This is a genomic window from Candidatus Tisiphia endosymbiont of Sialis lutaria (genome assembly GCF_964026535.1).
Lineage (GTDB): Bacteria > Pseudomonadota > Alphaproteobacteria > Rickettsiales > Rickettsiaceae > Tisiphia.
In genome coordinates this window covers 383365-402180 of record NZ_OZ032153.1, presented here as the reverse complement: position 1 = coordinate 402180, position 18816 = coordinate 383365, and the positions used below count along the sequence as shown (strand labels likewise).

Here is an 18816-nt window from a genome sequence, read left to right as displayed (position 1 = left end):
AATGGCTAAAGCTAAAAAAAATATGGGTGAAGCATTAACCGAAACTTTGGTGGATGTAAACAGAGTTACTAAAGTAGTAAAAGGTGGAAGAAAATTCTCTTTTTCTGCTTGTATTGTAGCTGGTGACAAATCCGGTAAGGTTGGTTATGGTCATGGTAAGGCGAAAGAGGTAACAGAGGCTAGAGCTAAGGCTACCCAAGAAGCAAGGAAAGGTATGATTAGGGTTCCTCTTTATCAGAGTAGAACCATTCACCATGATGTTATTGGTAAAAGTGGAGCAGCAAAGGTCATTTTAAGAAGAGCCAAGGCGGGTACTGGTGTTATTGCTGGTGGTGCTATGAGGGCTATTTTTGATTCTTTAGGGGTTCATGATATTGTTGCTAAATCTTTAGGGTCTAGTAATGTATATGCAATGATTGCTGCGACTTTTGATGCGTTATCTCAACTTTCTTCTCCAAAGAATATTGCTGAAAGGAGAGGGAAGAACTTAAATGAGATATCGACTCAGTCTATAAAAGGGCAACAAGAAGTAATATCAGAATAATTTGAGCTATATTCTTTAGGGGGCTGATAAAAAGATATCGCAATTGTGGAAGACCAGTGAAATCTGGGATGAGGCGAATCAAACTGGGCTATTAGTGAGCAGTCACTTAGAGTGAGTTATTTTAGTGGCATGAAGCATTAGACCTCCTGCAACACTCTATGCCTATAAGTAGGCGAGTGGTGAGTGATGACGTCACCAACTTTCCATCAATTGACTATAGCTATAGTTTCTTGTTAAAGTAATGTTATAAGTAATAATTGGGTTGTAGAAATTTATGAATAGTGATAAAGAAAAAATGAATGATGCAAAAGTTAAAGTTACCCAAATTGGTAGTACTATAGGTCGTAAATATGATCAAGAAGAAACCTTGATAGGCTTGGGTTTAAATAAAATGCATAAATCTGTTATTTTAAAAGATACAAGCTCTATTAGAGGGATGATCAGAAAGGTACAACATTTATTAAAAGTAGAAAATATAAATTAGAGTTTATAAAATGAAGTTAAATGAGTTATCTAACAATTTTGGTGCCAAGAGAGATAAAAAAAGGGTAGGACGCGGTATTGGGTGCGGTAAAGGCAAAACATGCGGTAGAGGTGTTAAGGGTCAAAAATCTAGATCTGGTGTAGCTATCAAGGGTTTTGAAGGCGGGCAGATGCCAATGATTAAAAGATTACCAAAGAGAGGGTTTAATTGTCCTAGTTCTAAGAAATATAATGTAGTGAATATTGCTGATATAGAATTTTTAATATCAGAAAGTCCTTTGAATTCAACGGAAGTTATCACAAAAGATAAGTTAGTTGAAGTAGGGTTAATTAAGAATAGTAAGTTGTTGGTTAAATTATTATCTGTTAGCAGCGGTGAATTTAATAGTCCCTTATCGTTTCAATTAGATGCTTATTCGGCATCTGCTAAAAAGATAATTGAGCAAGTTGGTGGTCAAATATTGTAATTTATGAGCTTAAAATCCACACAAAAATCTAATAAAGACTTAGCTAATAGAGTTATTTTTACTATTCTAGCTCTTATAATATGTAGATTTGGTTCATTTATTCCTATAGCGGGTATTGATTCGGTTGCGTTGAGCAGTGTGGCTGAACAAAATCAATCCGGTTTACTTGGTATGTTTAACATGCTATCTGGTGGCTCTTTAAGTAGGATGTCTATTTTTGCTTTAGCGATTATGCCATATATAACTGCATCAATTATTATTCAATTGATGTCAATAATTTACAAGCCGTTAGAGAATTTAAAAAAAGAAGGTGAGGCTGGTAAAAGAAAAATCAATCAGTTATCTAGATATTTAACTGTTTTATTAGCTTCTTTTCAGGCGTATGGTGTGGCAATAAGTTTGGAACATGTTGTAACTAATGTAGGTCCTGTAGTGATTATACCTGGGCTTTTTTTCAAGGTTACTACTGTTATAACCTTAGTTGTAGGTACTATGTTCTTAATGTGGCTTGGTGAACAGATTACTGGTAGAGGTATTGGTAATGGCTCCTCATTGATTATATTTATAGGTATAGTATCTGGAGTACCAAGTGCTATTATAAGTATGTTTGAGTTGTCAAGAAGTGGAGGATTGTCTCCTATCGTGGTGATGGCTATTTGTTTAGGAGTTATTTTGATTATAGCCATGATAATTTTCTTTGAGAAGGCTCAAAGGAAAGTTTTGGTACAATATCCAAAAAGACAGGTTGGTAATAAGATTTATGGTGGTGATTCAACTCATATGCCCCTTAAGCTTAATACTGCTGGGGTAATACCGCCAATATTTGCTAGTACAATTTTATTGTTTCCGGTAACAATAGCTAATTTTTCTAGCAATAATTCGGAAATTATGAATTTAGTAACTTTCCATTTAGGGCATGGGAAAGCTCTATATATTTTGCTGTATGTTGCGTTGATAATGTTTTTTAGCTTTTTTTATACAGCAGTAGTTTTTAATTCAGAAGAAACAGCAAATAATTTGAGGAAATATGGGGCATATATTCCTGGAAAAAGACCTGGTAAAAATACTTCGGAATATTTTGATTATTTGCTAACTAGATTAACTGTCATAGGTGGTATATATCTAAGTTTTATATGTATAGTTCCTGAAATGTTAATGAATAAATATTCTGTATCTTTTGCTTTAGGGGGAACAAGTTTTTTAATTGTTGTTAATGTTGTTTTAGATACATTTGCCCAAATTCAAACTCATTTATTTAGCAATAGATATGAGGGGTTAATAAAAAAAATGAAATTAAAAAATTAAAACTTGATTAGTGTCATATCTGCGTAAGCAGGTATCTAGATTCCGCACTGAAGCGGGAATGACAATAGTAGTCTGGAATGATAAATTTTGCGTTTAAAGATAGATGTTGTGATTTGGATATATTCAAATTTCCTTCGAACAACCTACTATTTATAAGCTTTGCAAAAAATTTGATTATTGAGTAATAGACTCTTTGGGTTTGTAGACTGTTTTTTTGCGATTTTTAAATTGCTTTGTGAATATTTTAGAGTTTTTGTAGCTAATTCTTAAAATAATGTACTTTTATACTTAGTGGTAAGTATATATTATGTTATATATCTAAAGATGGGTTTAAAGTGATTATAGTGCTTATAGGATCTCCTGGCTCAGGGAAGGGAACTCAAGGGCAGTTATTGGCAGGAAAGTTAAATTTACCTCATGTGTCTACAGGCGATATATTTAGACAAATGGTAAAGGTCAATAATGAAGAGGGGTTGTTAATTCAACAGTATATGGCACAAGGAAAACTTGTCCCTCATCAATTGGTAAATAATGTAGTTAAAAAGTTTTTAACTCAGGATATATATAAAAATGGTTATGTTCTAGATGGTTATCCTCGTAATCTAGAGCAAGCTAGCTTTCTTAGAGAATTTGCTAGTCAAAAGATTAAAGTGGTGTTTTTTGAGATAGACGATCAAGTAATTATTAAGAGGATTTTGGGTAGATTTAGTTGTGCAAATTGTAAACAAATTTATAATAGTTACTTTATTAAACCTAAGATTGATAATGTTTGTGATGTTTGTGGATCGGATAAGTTCATTCATCGACAAGATGATGATGAACAGACTATTAAACATAGAATAGAAGAATATAGGATAGAAACTTATCCGTTACTTAGCTATTATAGAGATAATAGTGAATTCTATGTTGTTGATGCAAGTAAGGATAAGCAAGAAGTAGAAGATGTTTTAGATAAAATGTTAGAAATTATTTGACTTTAAGGGATATTTTTATATTATTCCCTTTTGGTTGTTATCAAAATTTGGAGATTATTTGTGGCAAGAATAGCGAGTGTTAACATTCCAGCAAACAAAAGATTAGTAGTGAGTTTAACATATATTTATGGACTCGGCTCTTCTGCTGCAGGAAAAATTTGTCAGAAGACTGGGATATCTGAGAGTAAAAGGGTTAAAGACTTAACTGATCAAGAACTTATTGTTTTACGTAGTGTTATTGAAAAAGAATATAAAGTAGAAGGTGATTTAAGAAGAGAAGTAACTCTTAACATCAAGAAGAAAAAAGATATTAGAAGTTACCAAGGTCTCAGGCATATAAGAAAACTGCCTGTGCGAGGACAAAATACTCATTCTAATGCTAGAACAAGAAAAGGCAAAGCTATTGCAATTGCCGGTAAGAAAAAAGTTACAAAGTAATATGGTATAATAATGAGTCAGGCTAATACTAAGATCAAGAAAAAAAGAAAAAATATCACTCTTGGTGTTGTTCATATAAAAACAACTTTTAATAATACTATTGTGACTTTTACAGATGTGCAAGGTAATGCTATAGCGTTCTCAACAGCCGGTACACATGGTTTTAAAGGGGCTAGAAAAGCTACTCCTTATGCTGCTCAAATAACTGTTGATAAAGCCTCAGAAGCAGCAAAAGAGCATGGTCTTAAAACTGTTTCAATTAGAGTGCAAGGGGCAGGGGCGCAAAGAGAATCGGCTATGCGGGCAGTGTTTAGTCAAAATTTTATAGTTACCTCAATTTTGGATGTTTCAGCCGTTGCTCATAACGGTGTTAGATCGCCAAAGAGAAGAAGAGTATAGAGAGATAGGTAGTAAATAATGTTATCATTAAATAAAAACTGGAACTCACTGATCAAGCCGAAGATCGTGTATGACAGTCCTGATAAGAATACTAATATATTAAAAGTTGTAGTTGAACCTCTAGAGAGAGGCTTTGGTCTAACAATAGGTAATGCTATGAGGAGAATTTTGCTTTCTTCTCTTCAGGGTGCTGCAATAACTTCGATAAAAATACCAGGGGTGGTGCATGAATTCTCTGCTATACCTGGTGTTAAAGAAGATTTAGTTGATGTAGTTTTAAATCTTAAGTCCTTAGTCATTAAGATGCATTCTTCCGAAAAGAAGGTTGTAAGATTAAGTGCTACTGGACCTTGTGTGGTGACTGCCGGTATGATTGGGGCAGGTCATGATGTGGAGATATTAACTCCTAATCATATGATTTGTACCTTGGCAAAAGGAGCCCAGCTTGAAATGGAACTAGTGTGTGAGACAGGAAAAGGTTATGTTCCTGCTGTGAGTAATGTTGATTCAGAAGCTGCTATTGGGGTAATCCCAATAGATGCGTTATTTAGTCCTGTAAGGAAGGTTACTTATAAAGTTGATAATACACGTGTTGGTCAGGTTACAGATTATGACAAGCTAACTATGATCGTTGAAACTAATGGTAGTATTTCTCCTGAAATGTCTATAGCCATTGCTTCTAGAGTTCTGCAGGATCAGTTGCAATTATTTATTACATTTGAAGAACAAATGGAAGATAAGCAGGATAAATTAGAAGAATTATCATTTAATCCAGCCTTGTTGAAAAAAGTTGAGGAATTAGAATTATCTGTCAGATCTCAAAATTGTTTGAAAAATGATAATATAATCTATATAGGAGATCTTGTTATCAAAACGGAAGGAGAAATGCTGAGAACTCAAAATTTTGGTAGAAAATCTCTTAATGAGATCAAAGATATATTAGCCACTTTTGGCTTGAAATTTGGTATGGACGTAGCAGGCTGGCCTCCTGAAAATATTCAGGATTTATCTAAGCGTTACGAAGATCCATATTAATTTAAGGTAACAATATGCGACATAAAATTAAGGGTAGAAAACTCAACAGAACAAGTAGTCATAGGCAGGCGATGTTTGCTAATATGGCTGTGGCACTTGTGATGAATGAGCAAATAAAAACAACTTTACCTAAAGCTAAAGAGCTTAGACCTTATATTGAGGTGCTAGTAACTAAGGCTAAGAAGTCTGATTTAGCCACTAGAAGAATGCTGCTTGCTAAAATCAAAGATAAAGTGGCAACTGAAAAACTTATTAGCGTTTTAGGTAAAAGATATAGTGAACGTCCAGGTGGATATACTAGGATAATAAAGGCTGGTTCTCGCTATGGCGATATGGCTCCACTGGCTTATATTGAGTTCGTTGATAGAGATGTAAATAGTAAAGGTTGTATGACTCCACAAGCAGAAAGTCATAATCATGAAGAACAAAATTAATGAATCTGTAGGAAAATAATAAATATGGCTAATCATTCATCAGCAAAAAAGGCAATAAGACAAACAATTAAAAAAACTTTAATAAATAAGAATAGAGCGAGTAGAATTAAAACCTATTTAAAAAAAGTTTTGCAAGAAGTTGCTAGCGGTTCAAAAGAATCGGCCAGATTAGCGTTGATTGTTGCACAATCTGAAATAATGAAAGGCGTAACAAAGAATATTATCAAGTTAAATACCGCCTCACGTAAAATCAGTAAATTATCTCAAAAAATTAAAAACATGAACTAGTCTTTACCTTTACAGTTAAGTAGATTGTTATAGTCAATTCAGAAGAATTGACTATAGTTATAAGCTCTGCAAAAAACTTGATTATCGAGTATAAGGGGTCATATGCTAAAGATTTCAGCTTTTATTATCACAAAAAATGAAGCCGCTAGAGTGACAAGAGCTATCAACAGTGTTAAGGGCATTGTCGATGAGATTATTGTTGTTGATAGTGGTAGCACTGATAATACAGTACAAATTGCTAGAGATTTAGGAACCAAAGTAATTTTTAACGAATGGAGTGGTTATGTTAAACAAAAAACTTTTGGTGAAAATTTATGTCAGAATGATTGGATATTAAATATTGATGCTGATGAAGAGCTGTCAAAAGAATTACAGGATGAAATAGAATTTATATTTGCTTCAAATATTCAAGATAATTATTTAGCTTATCGTACTAAAAATGTTATATTGTACCGTAACGATCATAAAGTTCGTCGCTTTGCTCCTTATCATAAATTCATCAGATTATATAACCGTAAATATAGTAGTTTTTCTAATAATATGAGTACTACTACTCATGATTCGGTGTTATTTAACCCAGATATTAACCCACAAGACAAAATCTATGAGTTAAATGGTATAATTTATCATAGGTCTGGCATGTCAATTGAGCAAATGGTAGCTAAGGCAAATTTTTATTCTTCCGAGCAGGCAGAAGATTTCGTCAAACTAGGTAGGAATCCATCAAAAATAAGAATTGCTACAGAAATTATTTTTTATTTTCTAAAATCATTCTTTATAAGACGATATTGGGTATTTGGTTTTGATGGTTTTGTTGACTCTATGATTCTTGCTTTTGGACGATTTATAAGACTCGCTAAAGCAAGAGAGATTTTAAATAATAAAGAATACGCTAAAAACCAAGAAAATATAGAATTATTAAAATAAGTGCTTGCATAAGGTGAAAAACTATTGTATGATGCCAACAACAAAATAAACCGTATTAAACGGTTATTTTGGTAGAATAAAAAAGCAATCATTAATAATTAAGAGGTAAATATGCAATTATTGAAACAATTTTTTTATAAAGGATATTACGGTGGTGTATCAGCGTTATTTAAAAAGCAGGGCTTATTTCACGCTGTAAAAACAGGTAATATAGATTTAACAAATCATTTACTTACTAAAGCTAATGTAAATAATCAGGATGAAAATGGCAATACTGCATTACACTATGCTATAAAAAATAATTATTCTGGTATAGCTGAAATGTTATTAGGATGGGAGGCAAACCCAAATGTAACTAATAATAATGGTATGACACCATTAAATATGGCCTCTGCAGACAATCATCCTAATTGTAGAAAAACACTGTTAGATAATGGTGCCAAAATAACAAACACAGATTTATGGTATGCACTGCGGAATAATGAGATAGGCACTATGTACGATCTATTAGCCAATAAACAAGTGCATTCATCACCTAAGGTAACTAGGAGTTTAAAAGAATTCACTAAAAATGCAGGCTCCTTACTTGAAGTAATAAAGGATTACTTGAGTGATATTACTATTGATAATTCTTTATGCGACAATGTGCATAATAATGATGTAACATTATTAGCTGATGACATATAGTCAATTCAGGGGAATTGGGTAGCAGGAACGATGGAGCGACGCCTATAAGTAATAGGCGAGCATTGAGCGACGACGTCACCAACTTCCCATCAATTGACTATAGTGAATTAACTTGAATTGGCAACGTTATAAATCCGATTAGTATTTAGCCTTAACGTCATAGTTCAGAGCCACTTTAGTAGCGACTAATACTACAGTTGTAGATTGAATGTGAGTGTTCACGGAAAAAAGGTTAAAGTATAAGATGTCATTGCGAGGAGGTTGCCAGACCGACGAAGCAATCCAGGAAAGTGATTAGAAATGGATTGCTTCGTTGACCTTACGGTCTCCTCGCAATGATTCTTGGTGATCAGGTTTTTTTATTCATCACAAAAAAATCGTGAATGCTCACATCTAAACTACAACTGTAGTACTAGAAACACAGTTTTATTCCATATCAATAAAATTAGCTCATATCAAATTAGAGAGCGGAGAATATTTATCGGTAGTATATAGTAGAAATATGAGCAACGGGGCTAAAATATATCGACGAAGATGGGATATCGAGACGGCATTTAAAGGATGCAAGAGTAATGGGTTTCGAATGGAGGATAGCCATATAAAGGACAAAGTGAGATTTGAAAGTTTTATTAAATGCATATTTATAGCTTATGCGATAATTATAAAAATAGGGTCAATTGAAGAACTAAAACAACCAATCAAAATGAAGAAAGCATTAGGGTGCAGGGCTTATTCCGTACTTCAATTAGGAATAAAATTAATTAAACAATCTTATAGTTGTTTTAAATATTCTCTTGATTCAGTTATTATAAAGCTGCTTAAATTATATGATTTGCAATCAATTTAGCATTTTTGTCCAGTAGTGTGATAAGTAATAGGCGAGCATTGAGCGATGACGTCACCAACTTCTCATCAATTGACTATATAGGCATCCTCATCGCTCCTGCTACCCAATTCCCCTAAATTGACTATATTAGCTAAAAGTTTTTTTGCAAAAAAAGTACAACTAAAAACCATATAGTAATCAAACATATCCAAAGTCCACCTCTAATGTCATACGTACGTCTGACTAGAATCTTTAGAGTAGCCTCAGTCTTTCTGGCTTCTTTTAGACAATCTGATCTCATAGCAATTATGTAACCTGATATAGCTATAATCTTACTATATAGTTGTTTTAGATCTTTGTCATATTTTGCATCGAATGTTTTTTCGTCAAGATCATTTTGCACAAAACCCCCTGATTATGATAATAGGAAAAATATTCCTATTAATTGTTGAGTAAAATAATAAATTAGGTTGCATTTTTAATAAAAAAGTTGCTAAATAAGCAATAATATATTTGATTATCAGATAAATATTGTATATATTCATAAAGCATTTCCTTTTATGATTGGGTTTTTTAGGGTTAGTAACATTTTTCTTATATTCAACTTATACATATTGACAAGTGGTTGAATTTATATATAAAATGGTTACGATTCCTAAAGTTTATCTTACTAAAAGAATTTATTAAATTTATTTGGTAAGACAAACAACTTTACTATAAGGTTTTTTTTCTGTCAAGAAAAAAACCGTTTTTCACGGATAAATTTATAAAAGATTATGTTTAATGGGTTGGTTTGAAAATATAAAGGATTTCCTTAATAAAAAAATGAAGGAGGAAGGGCTAAAGGTAGGTCAACTAGCTGAGGCTTCAGATGTTCCTGAAACTACTATGAGGAAGATGCTAGATAATCGGCGTCCTGAGATAAAAAACATACTCAAACTAGCTGATTATTTTAAATGCTCTGTCAATGAATTGTTGGGTAGAGAGGAATTTGACTCTGGAGAAAAACAACAATATGCTAAACTATCTCCTGAAGAATTAAGTGCTAATTTAAGGAGTTTTATCAATAAGGAGCTAAGCAAAAACGATTTAACTCAGTCTGAGTTAGGGAAAAAACTTGGTCTTAGTGAAGATGCATTACGTCCTTTTTTAAAAGAAGATGATACTCAAAAAATGCTATCTAGTGTTACATTGGTACTTCTTGCCGATTTTTTTAAAGTGTCTGTTGATGGGATGATTGGTAGAACTCCGAATCTCGCAAGAGAACAGCAGATAGAAAAACCTTTAGATAACATAAAAAACCTAAGTCCTGAAGTTCTAAAAGCTGCTCAACTTATCGGCAAATCTATCAAAAATGATATATCTAAGGTTCCGGCTGATGAAAAAGCTGCACCCCGCCATGTTAGCTCTGTAACTAAGAAACCGCATAGTGAAAGAAGCAGATAATTCTTTTGGGTAAATAGTAGGTTGTTTGATGCAAGAACGTATCCGTAATATTAGAGGACTATTTGCTAAGTATAAAATAGATGGCTATATAGTACCATGTAACGATCAATATCTTAATGAGTATGTTCATCAAAGTGCTAAGCGACTGCAATATATAACTAACTTTAGCGGATCAAATGGTATTGCGGTGATCTGCAAAGGTAAGGCGGTATTTTTTACAGATGGTCGTTATCTAGAACAAAGTAAACATGAACTAGATCAAGAAATTTTTAAGATTTTTGATATTAAAGATTTAGCACATTTTCCTTGGGATGACTATTTAGGTAATGATGGTATATTGGGATATGATTCGAAACTCTTTACTAATGTTAAGTTACAAACATTTGCTAAAATAAGATCCCGTTTACAGAAGATATCTGATAATTTGATAGACCAAATTTGGTATGATAAACCTGATCAGCCATCATCAAAAATATATATTCATGATGATAAATTTTCTGGTCAATCATATAGTAATAAAATTGCCATATGCCGCAATCTACTAACTAAATATTCCGCCGATACGATGATTGTTACTTCAACAGATTCAATATGCTGGCTATTAAATCTCAGAGCAAGTGACACTCCATATTCACCATTGATGCTCGCTATAGTTCTAATCACTCAAGACCAACTATATTTATTTACTAACCCGAATAGAGCTAATCAAGAAATTATGATTGCTCGCCCTGACATAACTATTTTATCGGAAGAAAGATTTGCCGGTATATTGGGTCATGCTAATAAGGTTCTCGTTGATGAAAATTTTGCCTCAAGTTACATTATGGATTTGCTCAATAATAAACTAGTAGAAAAAATTAACGACCCTTGTCAACTATCGAAAGCAATTAAGAATGATATTGAGATTAAACACGCAGTTAATTTTCATATTAATGACGCGGTAGCACTATGTGAATTTTTGGCATATTTGTTTGAGCTACCAAATTTACAAGATCAAACTGAGTATGATTTAGGAGAAATATTAACCGAATTTAGATCTAAGCAAGATCAATATGTTACGAATAGTTTCCCAACTATATGTGGTTTTAAGGAAAATGGTGCGATAATTCATTACCGAGCAACAAGCCATCAAGCAAAAAAAATCTTAGGTAAAGGTATATTATTAATTGATTCTGGTGGACAATATAAAGGCTGTACTACTGATGTAACCAGAACCTTTGCTATAGGTGACCCTACCGAGGAGCAAAAATTACGTTATACTCAAGTTCTTAAGGGACATATTGCTCTATCGATGATTAAGTTTCCGGTCAATATTACTACAGGAAGCCATTTAGATGTATTAGCTCGACAATTTTTGTGGAGGGATGGGCAAGATTACCCGCATGGTACAGGTCATGGGGTCGGTAGCTTTTTAAATGTCCATGAAGGACCACAAAATATTAATTTACGTAGTAACGTGATTTTACAACCAGGTATGATTGTGTCTAATGAGCCTGGTTACTATAAAATCAACGAATTTGGTATTAGAATAGAAAATTTGATGTATATCAGAAATAGCTTACAGGATATAAATTATTTAGAGTTTGATACTCTTACCATGGTTCCTTATGCAAAGGAATTAATAGATTATAAAATGCTAAATGAAGATGAAATACGTTATATAAAACAATATTATCAAAAAATTAAACAACAAGTTTATCCCCTACTGTCAATTAGAGGACAGCAATGGTTAGGCAATCAATTATTTTCATATATATAGTAAATTCAGCAAAAATTGGGGCTAGGAGGCTGCCTACGATAACTAATTAATTAGTTATTGCAGGCAGCCTTCTAGTGGTAAATAGAACAGTTAAAATATGTTTTTTACTTTACCTAAGCAAAAATATCTATCTTCGTTATTGCATAGTTCACGACCCCACCTGTTTCATGTTATTTTTCTTGATAGCATAGCTAATCAGCTCATCAATAATATTGTTTTGTATGCCACTTGCAATATCCTTCTCATTTTTTTTCTGAATTTCCTGGTTTTTTTTCTTATCAATTTTCTTTGATTTTATATAAGCAAAATACGCCTTATCTTTTGACTGAAAAACTGGAGTATTGGAGCCAATATTAGTCCGGAAAATTGCTGATAATAATTCTACTGGTAGCTGATGATTATTATGAATTTCAGACCTAGAAAAAGCTGTAGATTGGCTAGTAATAACTTTCAAAAATTCTTTATTCTTAGTTGGGGTGTACTCTTTAGCAATAGTTTCTATGGTTTTTAAATTTAGACCTTTTAAATATTGTTCATTCCATAGTTTCTGTACTTGCTCTTTAACTACCGAGAATTCTTGCACTTTGCTTGGTTGAATAGACTTAATCTCAACCAATATAAAGGCTCCTTTTTCAGTTAATTCTATTGGATATGATAATTCCCCTTCTGCAAGATCGAAAATACTGTCCGCATTTTGGGCAATATCAATTTTATTAACTGCTAAACCCTGATAACTTATAGACTCTAAATTTTGTATAGGCAATTCATATTTCCCAGCAATTTCTATTAAACTTGAGCCAGATGCAACGTCATCTTCTAGATTTTTAATCATTAATAGTTTCAATTGTTCTGCTTTTTGTTGTTGCAGTAATTCATTAACTTGTTTTTTGACCTCGCTAAACTTTTTATTAGCAAATTCTTCTTTGTTGTCCTGATAAAAATTTAATAGCTCCTCATCATTATTATGAATTTTTTGGCATAACATTTCACTTGATATTTTTACATAAGACAAATTACGTTTTTCCGGTACTTCAAACAATGTTAGATTATTTTGGTATAAATCTTCTAATTGCGATGTGGTTGGAGGAGTTATTACTAAGTCTTTAGATTGACGTTGTAGATCAATTTGTACAAGTTCTACATCTCTTGTTTCAGCTATGTAATCTACAATATTTTTGACCATTATCTTTGGTGTAGGAAATGATTCTATAAAAATACGAATTAGAAGATTCTTTAAAGTATGTTCTTTAATGTCAGAAAAATAATCTTCTTCATTAATGTAATAATTTTTTAAAAAACCTTTAAATCGCTCTATGTCAAATAGACCTTGTTCATTTTTAAAATTAGGATTTTCCTTAATTAACTCGATCACATTATCATCAGTTAAATCTAAATTATAATAGCTAACTAAATAGTTGATAATACGGTTATTGATAAGTTTTTTAATAATAAAATTATCAATATTTAACTGTTTTATATCTTCTTCACTAAGATTTGTGCCACTTTGTCTTTGAATAGCCCGAATTTGTTCGGCTTTTTCTTTTAGAAAATCTTCTTGGCTAATATTATTTGCATCAGAAAAGGTAATCAAATCAAAATTATTGCTAGTATGTAATACATCTTTAATTCCCCATCCAACAAAGGCGAAGGCAATTACGCCAAGTAGAATACGCATTACAAAACTATCAGCAGCGTTTCTAATATTATTTAACATAAATATAAAATTTTTCTTCTTTAAGTGTTTATAATACACTAAAATAGTTCGTCCACTAATATCTGCAAGTAATTTTTATGAAAAAACTTATTATTGTTAATTGGAAAATGCATATGAGCTTAGATGAGGCATTTAAATTTTGTACTAAGCTTACAGAACAACAGTATAATAATCAGCTTATTATAGCTCCTCCTGTTCCTTATCTTGCTTATCTATCTGACAAATTCAAATTTTTAGAGTTTTGTGGACAAAATGTCAGTCGATTTGTAGGGCAGGGGAGTTACACTGGAGAATATTCTAGCTTACTATTAAAACTGAGTAAAATTAATTACTCTATTGTTGGTCATAGTGAACGAAGAAATTTCTTACAAGAATCTAATGCATTAATAAGACAAAAAGCAGAAAATTGTTTGGAGTCTCAAGTCACCCCTATTATTTGTATTGGAGAGGATTTAGCTATACGACAAAACAATAATTATAAAGATTTTTTATTAAAGCAGTTAGAGGAATCTTTACCAAATATAGTAGGTGAACAAAATTTAATAGTAGCATATGAACCAATTTGGGCTATAGGAACAGGAATTACTCCTGGACAAGAACAATTAACAGAAATATTTGATGCTCTTAATTATTATCTCAAGCAAAGGCAAGTTGCAAATAATATCAGCTTAGTATATGGTGGATCTGTAAATTTAGATAATATAGAAAAGATATTAAGTATACAGAATATTGATGGGGTTATGGTTGGCAAATCCTCACTTGATTATCAAATGCTAGTTCAAATGTTAAATTATAGGGTTTTTAAAAAATGATAAATATATTACTTTTTGTTCATATTGTGATAGCAATATTGCTAATTATTGTAATTTTGATGCAAAAGACTGGTAGTGATGGATTAAGTGGTATTGGTGGTGGTAATGGGACTATGGGTGTTGTTGCAGGTCGGACGGTGGTTAATTTCTTGACTAGAACTACGGTAGTACTTGCCACGTTATTTATGATTAACGCTGTTATTCTGGCTAATCTGTCTTCTAAGAAGAATTCGGGAATAATTAAGAAAATAGAGCAAGTTGATGATAAGCAACAAGAATCTAGCTTGCCTATTGCGAAATAGAATTTAAGGAGCAACTGTACTTATGCAAAAAATAATTGACTTACATAATATCAAAATTGGCAATGCTCTACCATTTATTTTGATTGCTGGTCCATGCCAAATAGAAACTCTAGATCATGCACTATTTATGGCAGACAAGCTTGTGACTCTTACGGCTAAACTTAACATACCATTTATTTACAAATCATCATTTGACAAAGCAAATAGAACTTCAATGAATGGTCTTCGTGGTAGTGGGCTTGACAAAGGGCTAGAAATTTTGTATAAGGTAAAATCAACCTTTAATTGTCACATTCTTACCGATGTTCATACAGAGGGTCAATGTGCCAGGGTTGCTGAAATTGTTGATATAATCCAAATTCCCGCTTTTTTATGTAGACAAACAGATTTATTGCGGGCTGCCGCACTGACCAATAAGGTAGTTAATATGAAAAAAGGACAATTTCTTGCTCCTTGGGATATGAAGAATGTCCATGCTAAGCTGGAAAGCTTTGGGGCTAAGAATATCATGCTTACCGAGCGGGGAGTATGTTTTGGTTACAACACATTAGTATCAGATATGCGTAGTTTGCCAATTATGGCAGAAACTGGGGCTCCAGTAATTTTCGATGCAACCCATTCGGTTCAGCAGCCAGGTGGTATAGGCAATAGTAGTGGTGGCGAGAGGAAATATGTTGAAATACTGGCAAGAGCAGCTGTTAGCGTTGGAGTCGCTGGTGTTTTTATGGAAGTTCATCAAGAGCCAGATAATGCTCCAAGTGACGGCCCTTGTATGATTAAGCTATCTGATTTAGAACCTATATTATCTAGATTGAAGAGATATGATGATATAACTAAAAATTTTACATTATAGTATAGTCAATTCAGGGGAATTGGGTAGCAGGAACGATGGAGCGACGCCTATAAGTAATCACACTACTGGACAAAAATGTATCAAGGGTTGAAAAGGCTAGCAAATAGAATATTTTAGAGAGAGCAAAATCATTTAGGGATATCTTTAGTATATGTCAAACACTATGATTCCACCGCTGAAAGCGGTGGCTTATCATTTGGGATAGTTATTATAAAATTGCTTAAATTATATGATTTACAATCAACTTAGCATTTTTGTCCAGTAATGTGATAAGTAATAGGCGAGTATTGAGCGACGACGTCACCAACTTCTCCTCAATTGACTATACTATGCAATAATACAGCGATAAGTAAAGGTTTTTGCGTTGGGTGATTGGTCTATAAGACATTAAACCAAGCTTTAAGCAATCGTATCTATCTGATATTCTAGTGCCACTTCCTTGCCGCAAAAAGCCATAGCAATTTTGATAATTTTCTGAACATGAGAGTGTTCTTTTATTTTAGCCTCATATTTTTTTCTCACGATTTGATCTAACCCTTCTTTGGCAACAGATTCTAAAATATCAGGAGATTTACATATTTTATATTCAATAATAATAGCATTGTCACCTTTACCTATCTTGGGTAGTAGCACAATGTCCGCCCTACCGCTACCGGTTTCTCTTTCACTGTCTATTATATAGCCAAGAGATAACGTGTTAATTAAACCTAGCATAAAGCCACTATAAAATAGCTCGGCTTTTTTCTCGCCAGTTTGATGAAAACTAGTAGCGTTTAGTAATAATTCTTGCAGCCTTTCTTTAAATTCTTCTATTTTACCTGCCGGCAGCAAACTAGCAAATGAATAATATAAAGAACTATCCATTTGTAACTTGTTGCTCACCCACTGCAATAATCTTGCATTATATATGTGTTTTACCTCTTTATTAGGAGCGGATAATTGATAAATATCCTCTTCTGACTCGATTACCATTGGGTTTAAATAACCACTAAATAGTAATAGACTAAATAGCCCTGACCGTGTGTTAATATCACTGAAACTAATTTGTCTGGTAATAGGGGAGATAATATTTTTGCCACTAGCGAGTAGCTGAATATCTTGTTGCATTCCATCTGACAATAATGCTTTATCAACAAGAGCCGTCCCCCCACTATCAAGCCAATAATGATCAAGCTTGCCTTTATGAGCCAAACATTGCATAATCGACCATGGATTATAAATGATCTCCCCACCAAAACTATAGCCATTATACCAAGCTTTAATTTTTTCAGGATTAGTTGCTGTTGGTACTTTGGTTAATAACTCATCAACTTCTGCTTGAGTAAAACCATAGAACTTAGAATATTTTTCATCAAGCAAGCTATATTCACTAACATTATTCAAATCCGAAAATAAATTAGCTTTAGCAACCCGTAATATACCAGTAATTACGCCTTTTTCTAAATAAGGATTAGTTTTTAAACTACTGCCAAACATCCCACGGAATATTTTTAGTACATCATCAAATTCTTTTAATTTATCACCAAATTCAATGTATGAACTATTGATCGGCGTATCGTATTCATCGATCAATATATAAACTTTTTGACCAAAATGTTTGTATAGTACTTCGCTCAAAACCCGTAAACTATCTTTTAAGTCTTCCTTATAAAGCTTTCCTGTAAAATATCGATTTAACTTTTCCTTTTGTGCATCATCTAGTAAATTTTCATCTGTTGTTATATAACGCTTTAAGTATCGATGGTTTGTAAACAGATTAGTTATTTGATTTTTTATTCCATTCTCAATTTCTTGGTAGTTACTGCCTTTAACATCCTTAAAATTTATGGAAATCACCGGAAATTGACCTTGATGCTCAGATATTACATCTGAGTACTGAGCTATTTTCAACTTCTTAAGTAACTTCTTTCTACCTGTTACTAGTCCTAAATCTACTTCACCCCCGATAAATAGCTTACTATTTACTCTATCCTCTTCAGGTAAAGGCTTACCTCTCTCATCCACCTCTATTTCAAAAAATTTATGGAGCATGTTCATATTCAAGCTCTTACCCCACCGCCTTGGTCTGGTGATCAATATAACCTTACCACTATCTTCCAATAATTCTTTGATCATTAAGCTTTTATCAACAAAGACATCACTATTAACTAGCAGGTCATAGAATTCATCGGTACCTACCCTCATTCTTGGTGGCTTATTGTTATCTTTAACAATATTAGTTTCTTTGGTTGATATATTATCAAAAAATTCTACTTTCATATTAAGAATATATTATAAACTTTATTAAGTAAATCATAACACAAACAAGCTAGCCTAGCTAATAAATTTACATATTCATATAATCAACAAACAACCTTTAGTATTTTCACAAAATTGTATAGTGCTATGGTATGCGAGTCCCTGATATTTTCAAAAAAACAATTCTTTAAATCATTTGAGTACCCCAACTTCCTATTTAAGTGCATGTTTGATAAGAGAGATGGTAACAGCTTGCTTACGAACTAATGCATAGTGCATTATTACATCCAATAATTTGATTATTTGATCAAATTGTCGTGGTAAATTAATTAATAAATATTCAATTACACAGTCAGATACCTTAACCGACTGATCGGAAAAATATTTAAAGATTAATTTACTCATCAATTCATCATCTGGCTGATTTATTTCTAACCTTAGAACAGAATTGATTCTTGATGATAAATCCTGTAATGCAAAATTATTAGCTAAACTTCCTGTAGTCATCAACAAATATTTACGACACTCACTTATTAAATTAAAACAATGGAGGATATTTCTTTCCTGCCAAAATTCTATATCTTCCATAATAAAAGCATTATACTTCATAACATGCTCTGCACTAAGTATATCTGAATCTTTTTTTATAAAAAATGCATTCGACAAATTTTGCCATATTTTACTAAGATATGTTTTACCAGAGGAAGGAGGTCCATAAAGCAAAATTGTAAACTCATAGGGTTTACTGCCCCAAATTCTCGACCAGTTTTTTATTGAATTGTATGCGATTTGATTAGAAGGTGAATTAATAAAATTATCTAGAACATATCGATCATTACCAAATAATGGTAATATATATTGCTGGGAATCTCGCATAATTAATAG

General features: G+C 32.5%; 21 protein-coding genes. 18 read left to right on the top strand and 3 right to left on the bottom strand.

Annotation, left to right across the window (positions count from 1 at the left end):
* Position 1: 1 nt before the first annotated feature.
* From rpsE to AAGD20_RS01830, 15 genes are all read left to right on the top strand, one after another.
* Positions 2 to 544, top strand: a complete 543-nt coding sequence (gene rpsE / locus AAGD20_RS01900) for a 30S ribosomal protein S5 (protein WP_341749198.1) — start codon at positions 2 to 4, stop codon at positions 542 to 544.
* 295 nt (positions 545 to 839) lie between these two features.
* Positions 840 to 1028 carry a 50S ribosomal protein L30 gene (rpmD, locus tag AAGD20_RS01895; protein WP_375330537.1) on the top strand — a complete coding sequence of 63 codons (189 nt, stop codon included), beginning with the start codon at positions 840 to 842 and terminating at the stop codon, positions 1026 to 1028.
* Positions 1029 to 1038: 10 nt separating this feature from the next.
* Complete coding sequence (rplO, locus tag AAGD20_RS01890; RefSeq protein WP_341749197.1) at positions 1039 to 1494, top strand: 50S ribosomal protein L15; 456 nt, start codon at positions 1039 to 1041, stop codon at positions 1492 to 1494.
* A 3-nt stretch (positions 1495 to 1497) separates the two neighbouring features.
* Positions 1498 to 2799: a preprotein translocase subunit SecY gene (gene secY / locus AAGD20_RS01885; RefSeq protein ID WP_341749196.1), complete on the top strand. Its 1302-nt coding sequence runs from the start codon at positions 1498 to 1500 to the stop codon at positions 2797 to 2799.
* Between the two features lie 335 nt (positions 2800 to 3134).
* On the top strand, positions 3135 to 3773 hold the full coding sequence (locus AAGD20_RS01880) for an adenylate kinase (RefSeq protein WP_341749195.1): 639 nt from the start codon (positions 3135 to 3137) through the stop codon (positions 3771 to 3773).
* Positions 3774 to 3833: 60 nt separating this feature from the next.
* Positions 3834 to 4211, top strand: a complete 378-nt coding sequence (gene rpsM, locus AAGD20_RS01875; protein ID WP_341749194.1) for a 30S ribosomal protein S13 — start codon at positions 3834 to 3836, stop codon at positions 4209 to 4211.
* 12 nt (positions 4212 to 4223) lie between these two features.
* Positions 4224 to 4610 carry a 30S ribosomal protein S11 gene (rpsK, locus tag AAGD20_RS01870; protein WP_094648908.1) on the top strand — a complete coding sequence of 129 codons (387 nt, stop codon included), beginning with the start codon at positions 4224 to 4226 and terminating at the stop codon, positions 4608 to 4610.
* An 18-nt stretch (positions 4611 to 4628) separates the two neighbouring features.
* Positions 4629 to 5645 carry a DNA-directed RNA polymerase subunit alpha gene (locus tag AAGD20_RS01865; protein ID WP_341749193.1) on the top strand — a complete coding sequence of 339 codons (1017 nt, stop codon included), beginning with the start codon at positions 4629 to 4631 and terminating at the stop codon, positions 5643 to 5645.
* 14 nt (positions 5646 to 5659) lie between these two features.
* On the top strand, positions 5660 to 6079 hold the full coding sequence (gene rplQ / locus AAGD20_RS01860) for a 50S ribosomal protein L17 (protein ID WP_341749192.1): 420 nt from the start codon (positions 5660 to 5662) through the stop codon (positions 6077 to 6079).
* Positions 6080 to 6103: 24 nt separating this feature from the next.
* The gene (rpsT, locus tag AAGD20_RS01855) at positions 6104 to 6367 is read left to right on the top strand and encodes a 30S ribosomal protein S20 (protein WP_250310928.1); all 264 of its coding nucleotides are present in this window, start codon (positions 6104 to 6106) and stop codon (positions 6365 to 6367) included.
* Between the two features lie 102 nt (positions 6368 to 6469).
* The gene (locus AAGD20_RS01850) at positions 6470 to 7294 is read left to right on the top strand and encodes a glycosyltransferase family 2 protein (protein WP_341749191.1); all 825 of its coding nucleotides are present in this window, start codon (positions 6470 to 6472) and stop codon (positions 7292 to 7294) included.
* A 111-nt stretch (positions 7295 to 7405) separates the two neighbouring features.
* On the top strand, positions 7406 to 7981 hold the full coding sequence (locus AAGD20_RS01845; protein ID WP_341749190.1) for an ankyrin repeat domain-containing protein: 576 nt from the start codon (positions 7406 to 7408) through the stop codon (positions 7979 to 7981).
* A 502-nt stretch (positions 7982 to 8483) separates the two neighbouring features.
* Positions 8484 to 8828, top strand: a complete 345-nt coding sequence (locus AAGD20_RS01840; protein ID WP_341749189.1) for a transposase — start codon at positions 8484 to 8486, stop codon at positions 8826 to 8828.
* 762 nt (positions 8829 to 9590) lie between these two features.
* A complete protein-coding gene (locus tag AAGD20_RS01835) occupies positions 9591 to 10253 on the top strand; it encodes a helix-turn-helix domain-containing protein (protein WP_094648916.1) in 663 nt (220 codons plus the stop codon).
* A 28-nt stretch (positions 10254 to 10281) separates the two neighbouring features.
* The gene (locus AAGD20_RS01830; protein WP_341749188.1) at positions 10282 to 12012 is read left to right on the top strand and encodes an aminopeptidase P family protein; all 1731 of its coding nucleotides are present in this window, start codon (positions 10282 to 10284) and stop codon (positions 12010 to 12012) included.
* 148 nt (positions 12013 to 12160) lie between these two features.
* Here the strand turns inward: AAGD20_RS01830 and AAGD20_RS01825 are convergent, their stop codons facing one another.
* On the bottom strand, positions 12161 to 13726 hold the full coding sequence (locus AAGD20_RS01825; protein WP_341749187.1) for a peptidylprolyl isomerase: 1566 nt from the start codon (positions 13724 to 13726) through the stop codon (positions 12161 to 12163).
* Positions 13727 to 13803: 77 nt separating this feature from the next.
* Between AAGD20_RS01825 and AAGD20_RS01820 the strand changes: the two genes are divergently transcribed.
* The 3 genes from AAGD20_RS01820 to kdsA are packed head-to-tail and all read left to right on the top strand — an operon-like array spanning position 13804 to position 15693.
* On the top strand, positions 13804 to 14538 hold the full coding sequence (locus tag AAGD20_RS01820; RefSeq protein ID WP_094648919.1) for a triose-phosphate isomerase: 735 nt from the start codon (positions 13804 to 13806) through the stop codon (positions 14536 to 14538).
* Entirely contained in the window at positions 14535 to 14840 is a 306-nt protein-coding gene (gene secG, locus AAGD20_RS01815) for a preprotein translocase subunit SecG (RefSeq protein WP_094648920.1), read from the top strand. Before AAGD20_RS01820 ends, secG begins: the two co-directional genes overlap by 4 nt.
* 22 nt (positions 14841 to 14862) lie before the next feature.
* Complete coding sequence (gene kdsA / locus AAGD20_RS01810) at positions 14863 to 15693, top strand: 3-deoxy-8-phosphooctulonate synthase (RefSeq protein ID WP_341749186.1); 831 nt, start codon at positions 14863 to 14865, stop codon at positions 15691 to 15693.
* Between the two features lie 399 nt (positions 15694 to 16092).
* Here the strand turns inward: kdsA and AAGD20_RS01805 are convergent, their stop codons facing one another.
* Together AAGD20_RS01805 and AAGD20_RS01800 are read right to left on the bottom strand one after the other, a co-directional pair.
* Positions 16093 to 17952: an AAA family ATPase gene (locus AAGD20_RS01805; protein ID WP_341749185.1), complete on the bottom strand. Its 1860-nt coding sequence runs from the start codon at positions 17950 to 17952 to the stop codon at positions 16093 to 16095.
* 192 nt (positions 17953 to 18144) lie between these two features.
* Complete coding sequence (locus AAGD20_RS01800; RefSeq protein WP_341749184.1) at positions 18145 to 18807, bottom strand: hypothetical protein; 663 nt, start codon at positions 18805 to 18807, stop codon at positions 18145 to 18147.
* Between the last annotated feature and the right edge of the window lie 9 nt (positions 18808 to 18816).

Excerpts from the sequence above, each read along its gene's own strand:
- rpsE (WP_341749198.1), top strand. The coding sequence starts at position 2 with ATGGCTAAAGCTAAAAAAAATATGGGTGAAGCATTAACCGAAACTTTG.
- rpmD (WP_375330537.1), top strand. The coding sequence starts at position 840 with ATGAATGATGCAAAAGTTAAAGTTACCCAAATTGGTAGTACTATAGGT.
- rplO (WP_341749197.1), top strand. The coding sequence starts at position 1,039 with ATGAAGTTAAATGAGTTATCTAACAATTTTGGTGCCAAGAGAGATAAA.
- secY (WP_341749196.1), top strand. The coding sequence starts at position 1,498 with ATGAGCTTAAAATCCACACAAAAATCTAATAAAGACTTAGCTAATAGA.
- rpsK (WP_094648908.1), top strand. The coding sequence starts at position 4,224 with ATGAGTCAGGCTAATACTAAGATCAAGAAAAAAAGAAAAAATATCACT.
- AAGD20_RS01865 (WP_341749193.1), top strand. The coding sequence starts at position 4,629 with ATGTTATCATTAAATAAAAACTGGAACTCACTGATCAAGCCGAAGATC.
- rplQ (WP_341749192.1), top strand. The coding sequence starts at position 5,660 with ATGCGACATAAAATTAAGGGTAGAAAACTCAACAGAACAAGTAGTCAT.
- rpsT (WP_250310928.1), top strand. The coding sequence starts at position 6,104 with ATGGCTAATCATTCATCAGCAAAAAAGGCAATAAGACAAACAATTAAA.
- AAGD20_RS01850 (WP_341749191.1), top strand. The coding sequence starts at position 6,470 with ATGCTAAAGATTTCAGCTTTTATTATCACAAAAAATGAAGCCGCTAGA.
- AAGD20_RS01845 (WP_341749190.1), top strand. The coding sequence starts at position 7,406 with ATGCAATTATTGAAACAATTTTTTTATAAAGGATATTACGGTGGTGTA.
- AAGD20_RS01840 (WP_341749189.1), top strand. The coding sequence starts at position 8,484 with ATGAGCAACGGGGCTAAAATATATCGACGAAGATGGGATATCGAGACG.
- AAGD20_RS01835 (WP_094648916.1), top strand. The coding sequence starts at position 9,591 with ATGGGTTGGTTTGAAAATATAAAGGATTTCCTTAATAAAAAAATGAAG.
- AAGD20_RS01830 (WP_341749188.1), top strand. The coding sequence starts at position 10,282 with ATGCAAGAACGTATCCGTAATATTAGAGGACTATTTGCTAAGTATAAA.
- AAGD20_RS01825 (WP_341749187.1), bottom strand. The coding sequence starts at position 13,726 with ATGTTAAATAATATTAGAAACGCTGCTGATAGTTTTGTAATGCGTATT.
- AAGD20_RS01820 (WP_094648919.1), top strand. The coding sequence starts at position 13,804 with ATGAAAAAACTTATTATTGTTAATTGGAAAATGCATATGAGCTTAGAT.
- secG (WP_094648920.1), top strand. The coding sequence starts at position 14,535 with ATGATAAATATATTACTTTTTGTTCATATTGTGATAGCAATATTGCTA.
- kdsA (WP_341749186.1), top strand. The coding sequence starts at position 14,863 with ATGCAAAAAATAATTGACTTACATAATATCAAAATTGGCAATGCTCTA.
- AAGD20_RS01805 (WP_341749185.1), bottom strand. The coding sequence starts at position 17,952 with ATGAAAGTAGAATTTTTTGATAATATATCAACCAAAGAAACTAATATT.
- AAGD20_RS01800 (WP_341749184.1), bottom strand. The coding sequence starts at position 18,807 with ATGCGAGATTCCCAGCAATATATATTACCATTATTTGGTAATGATCGA.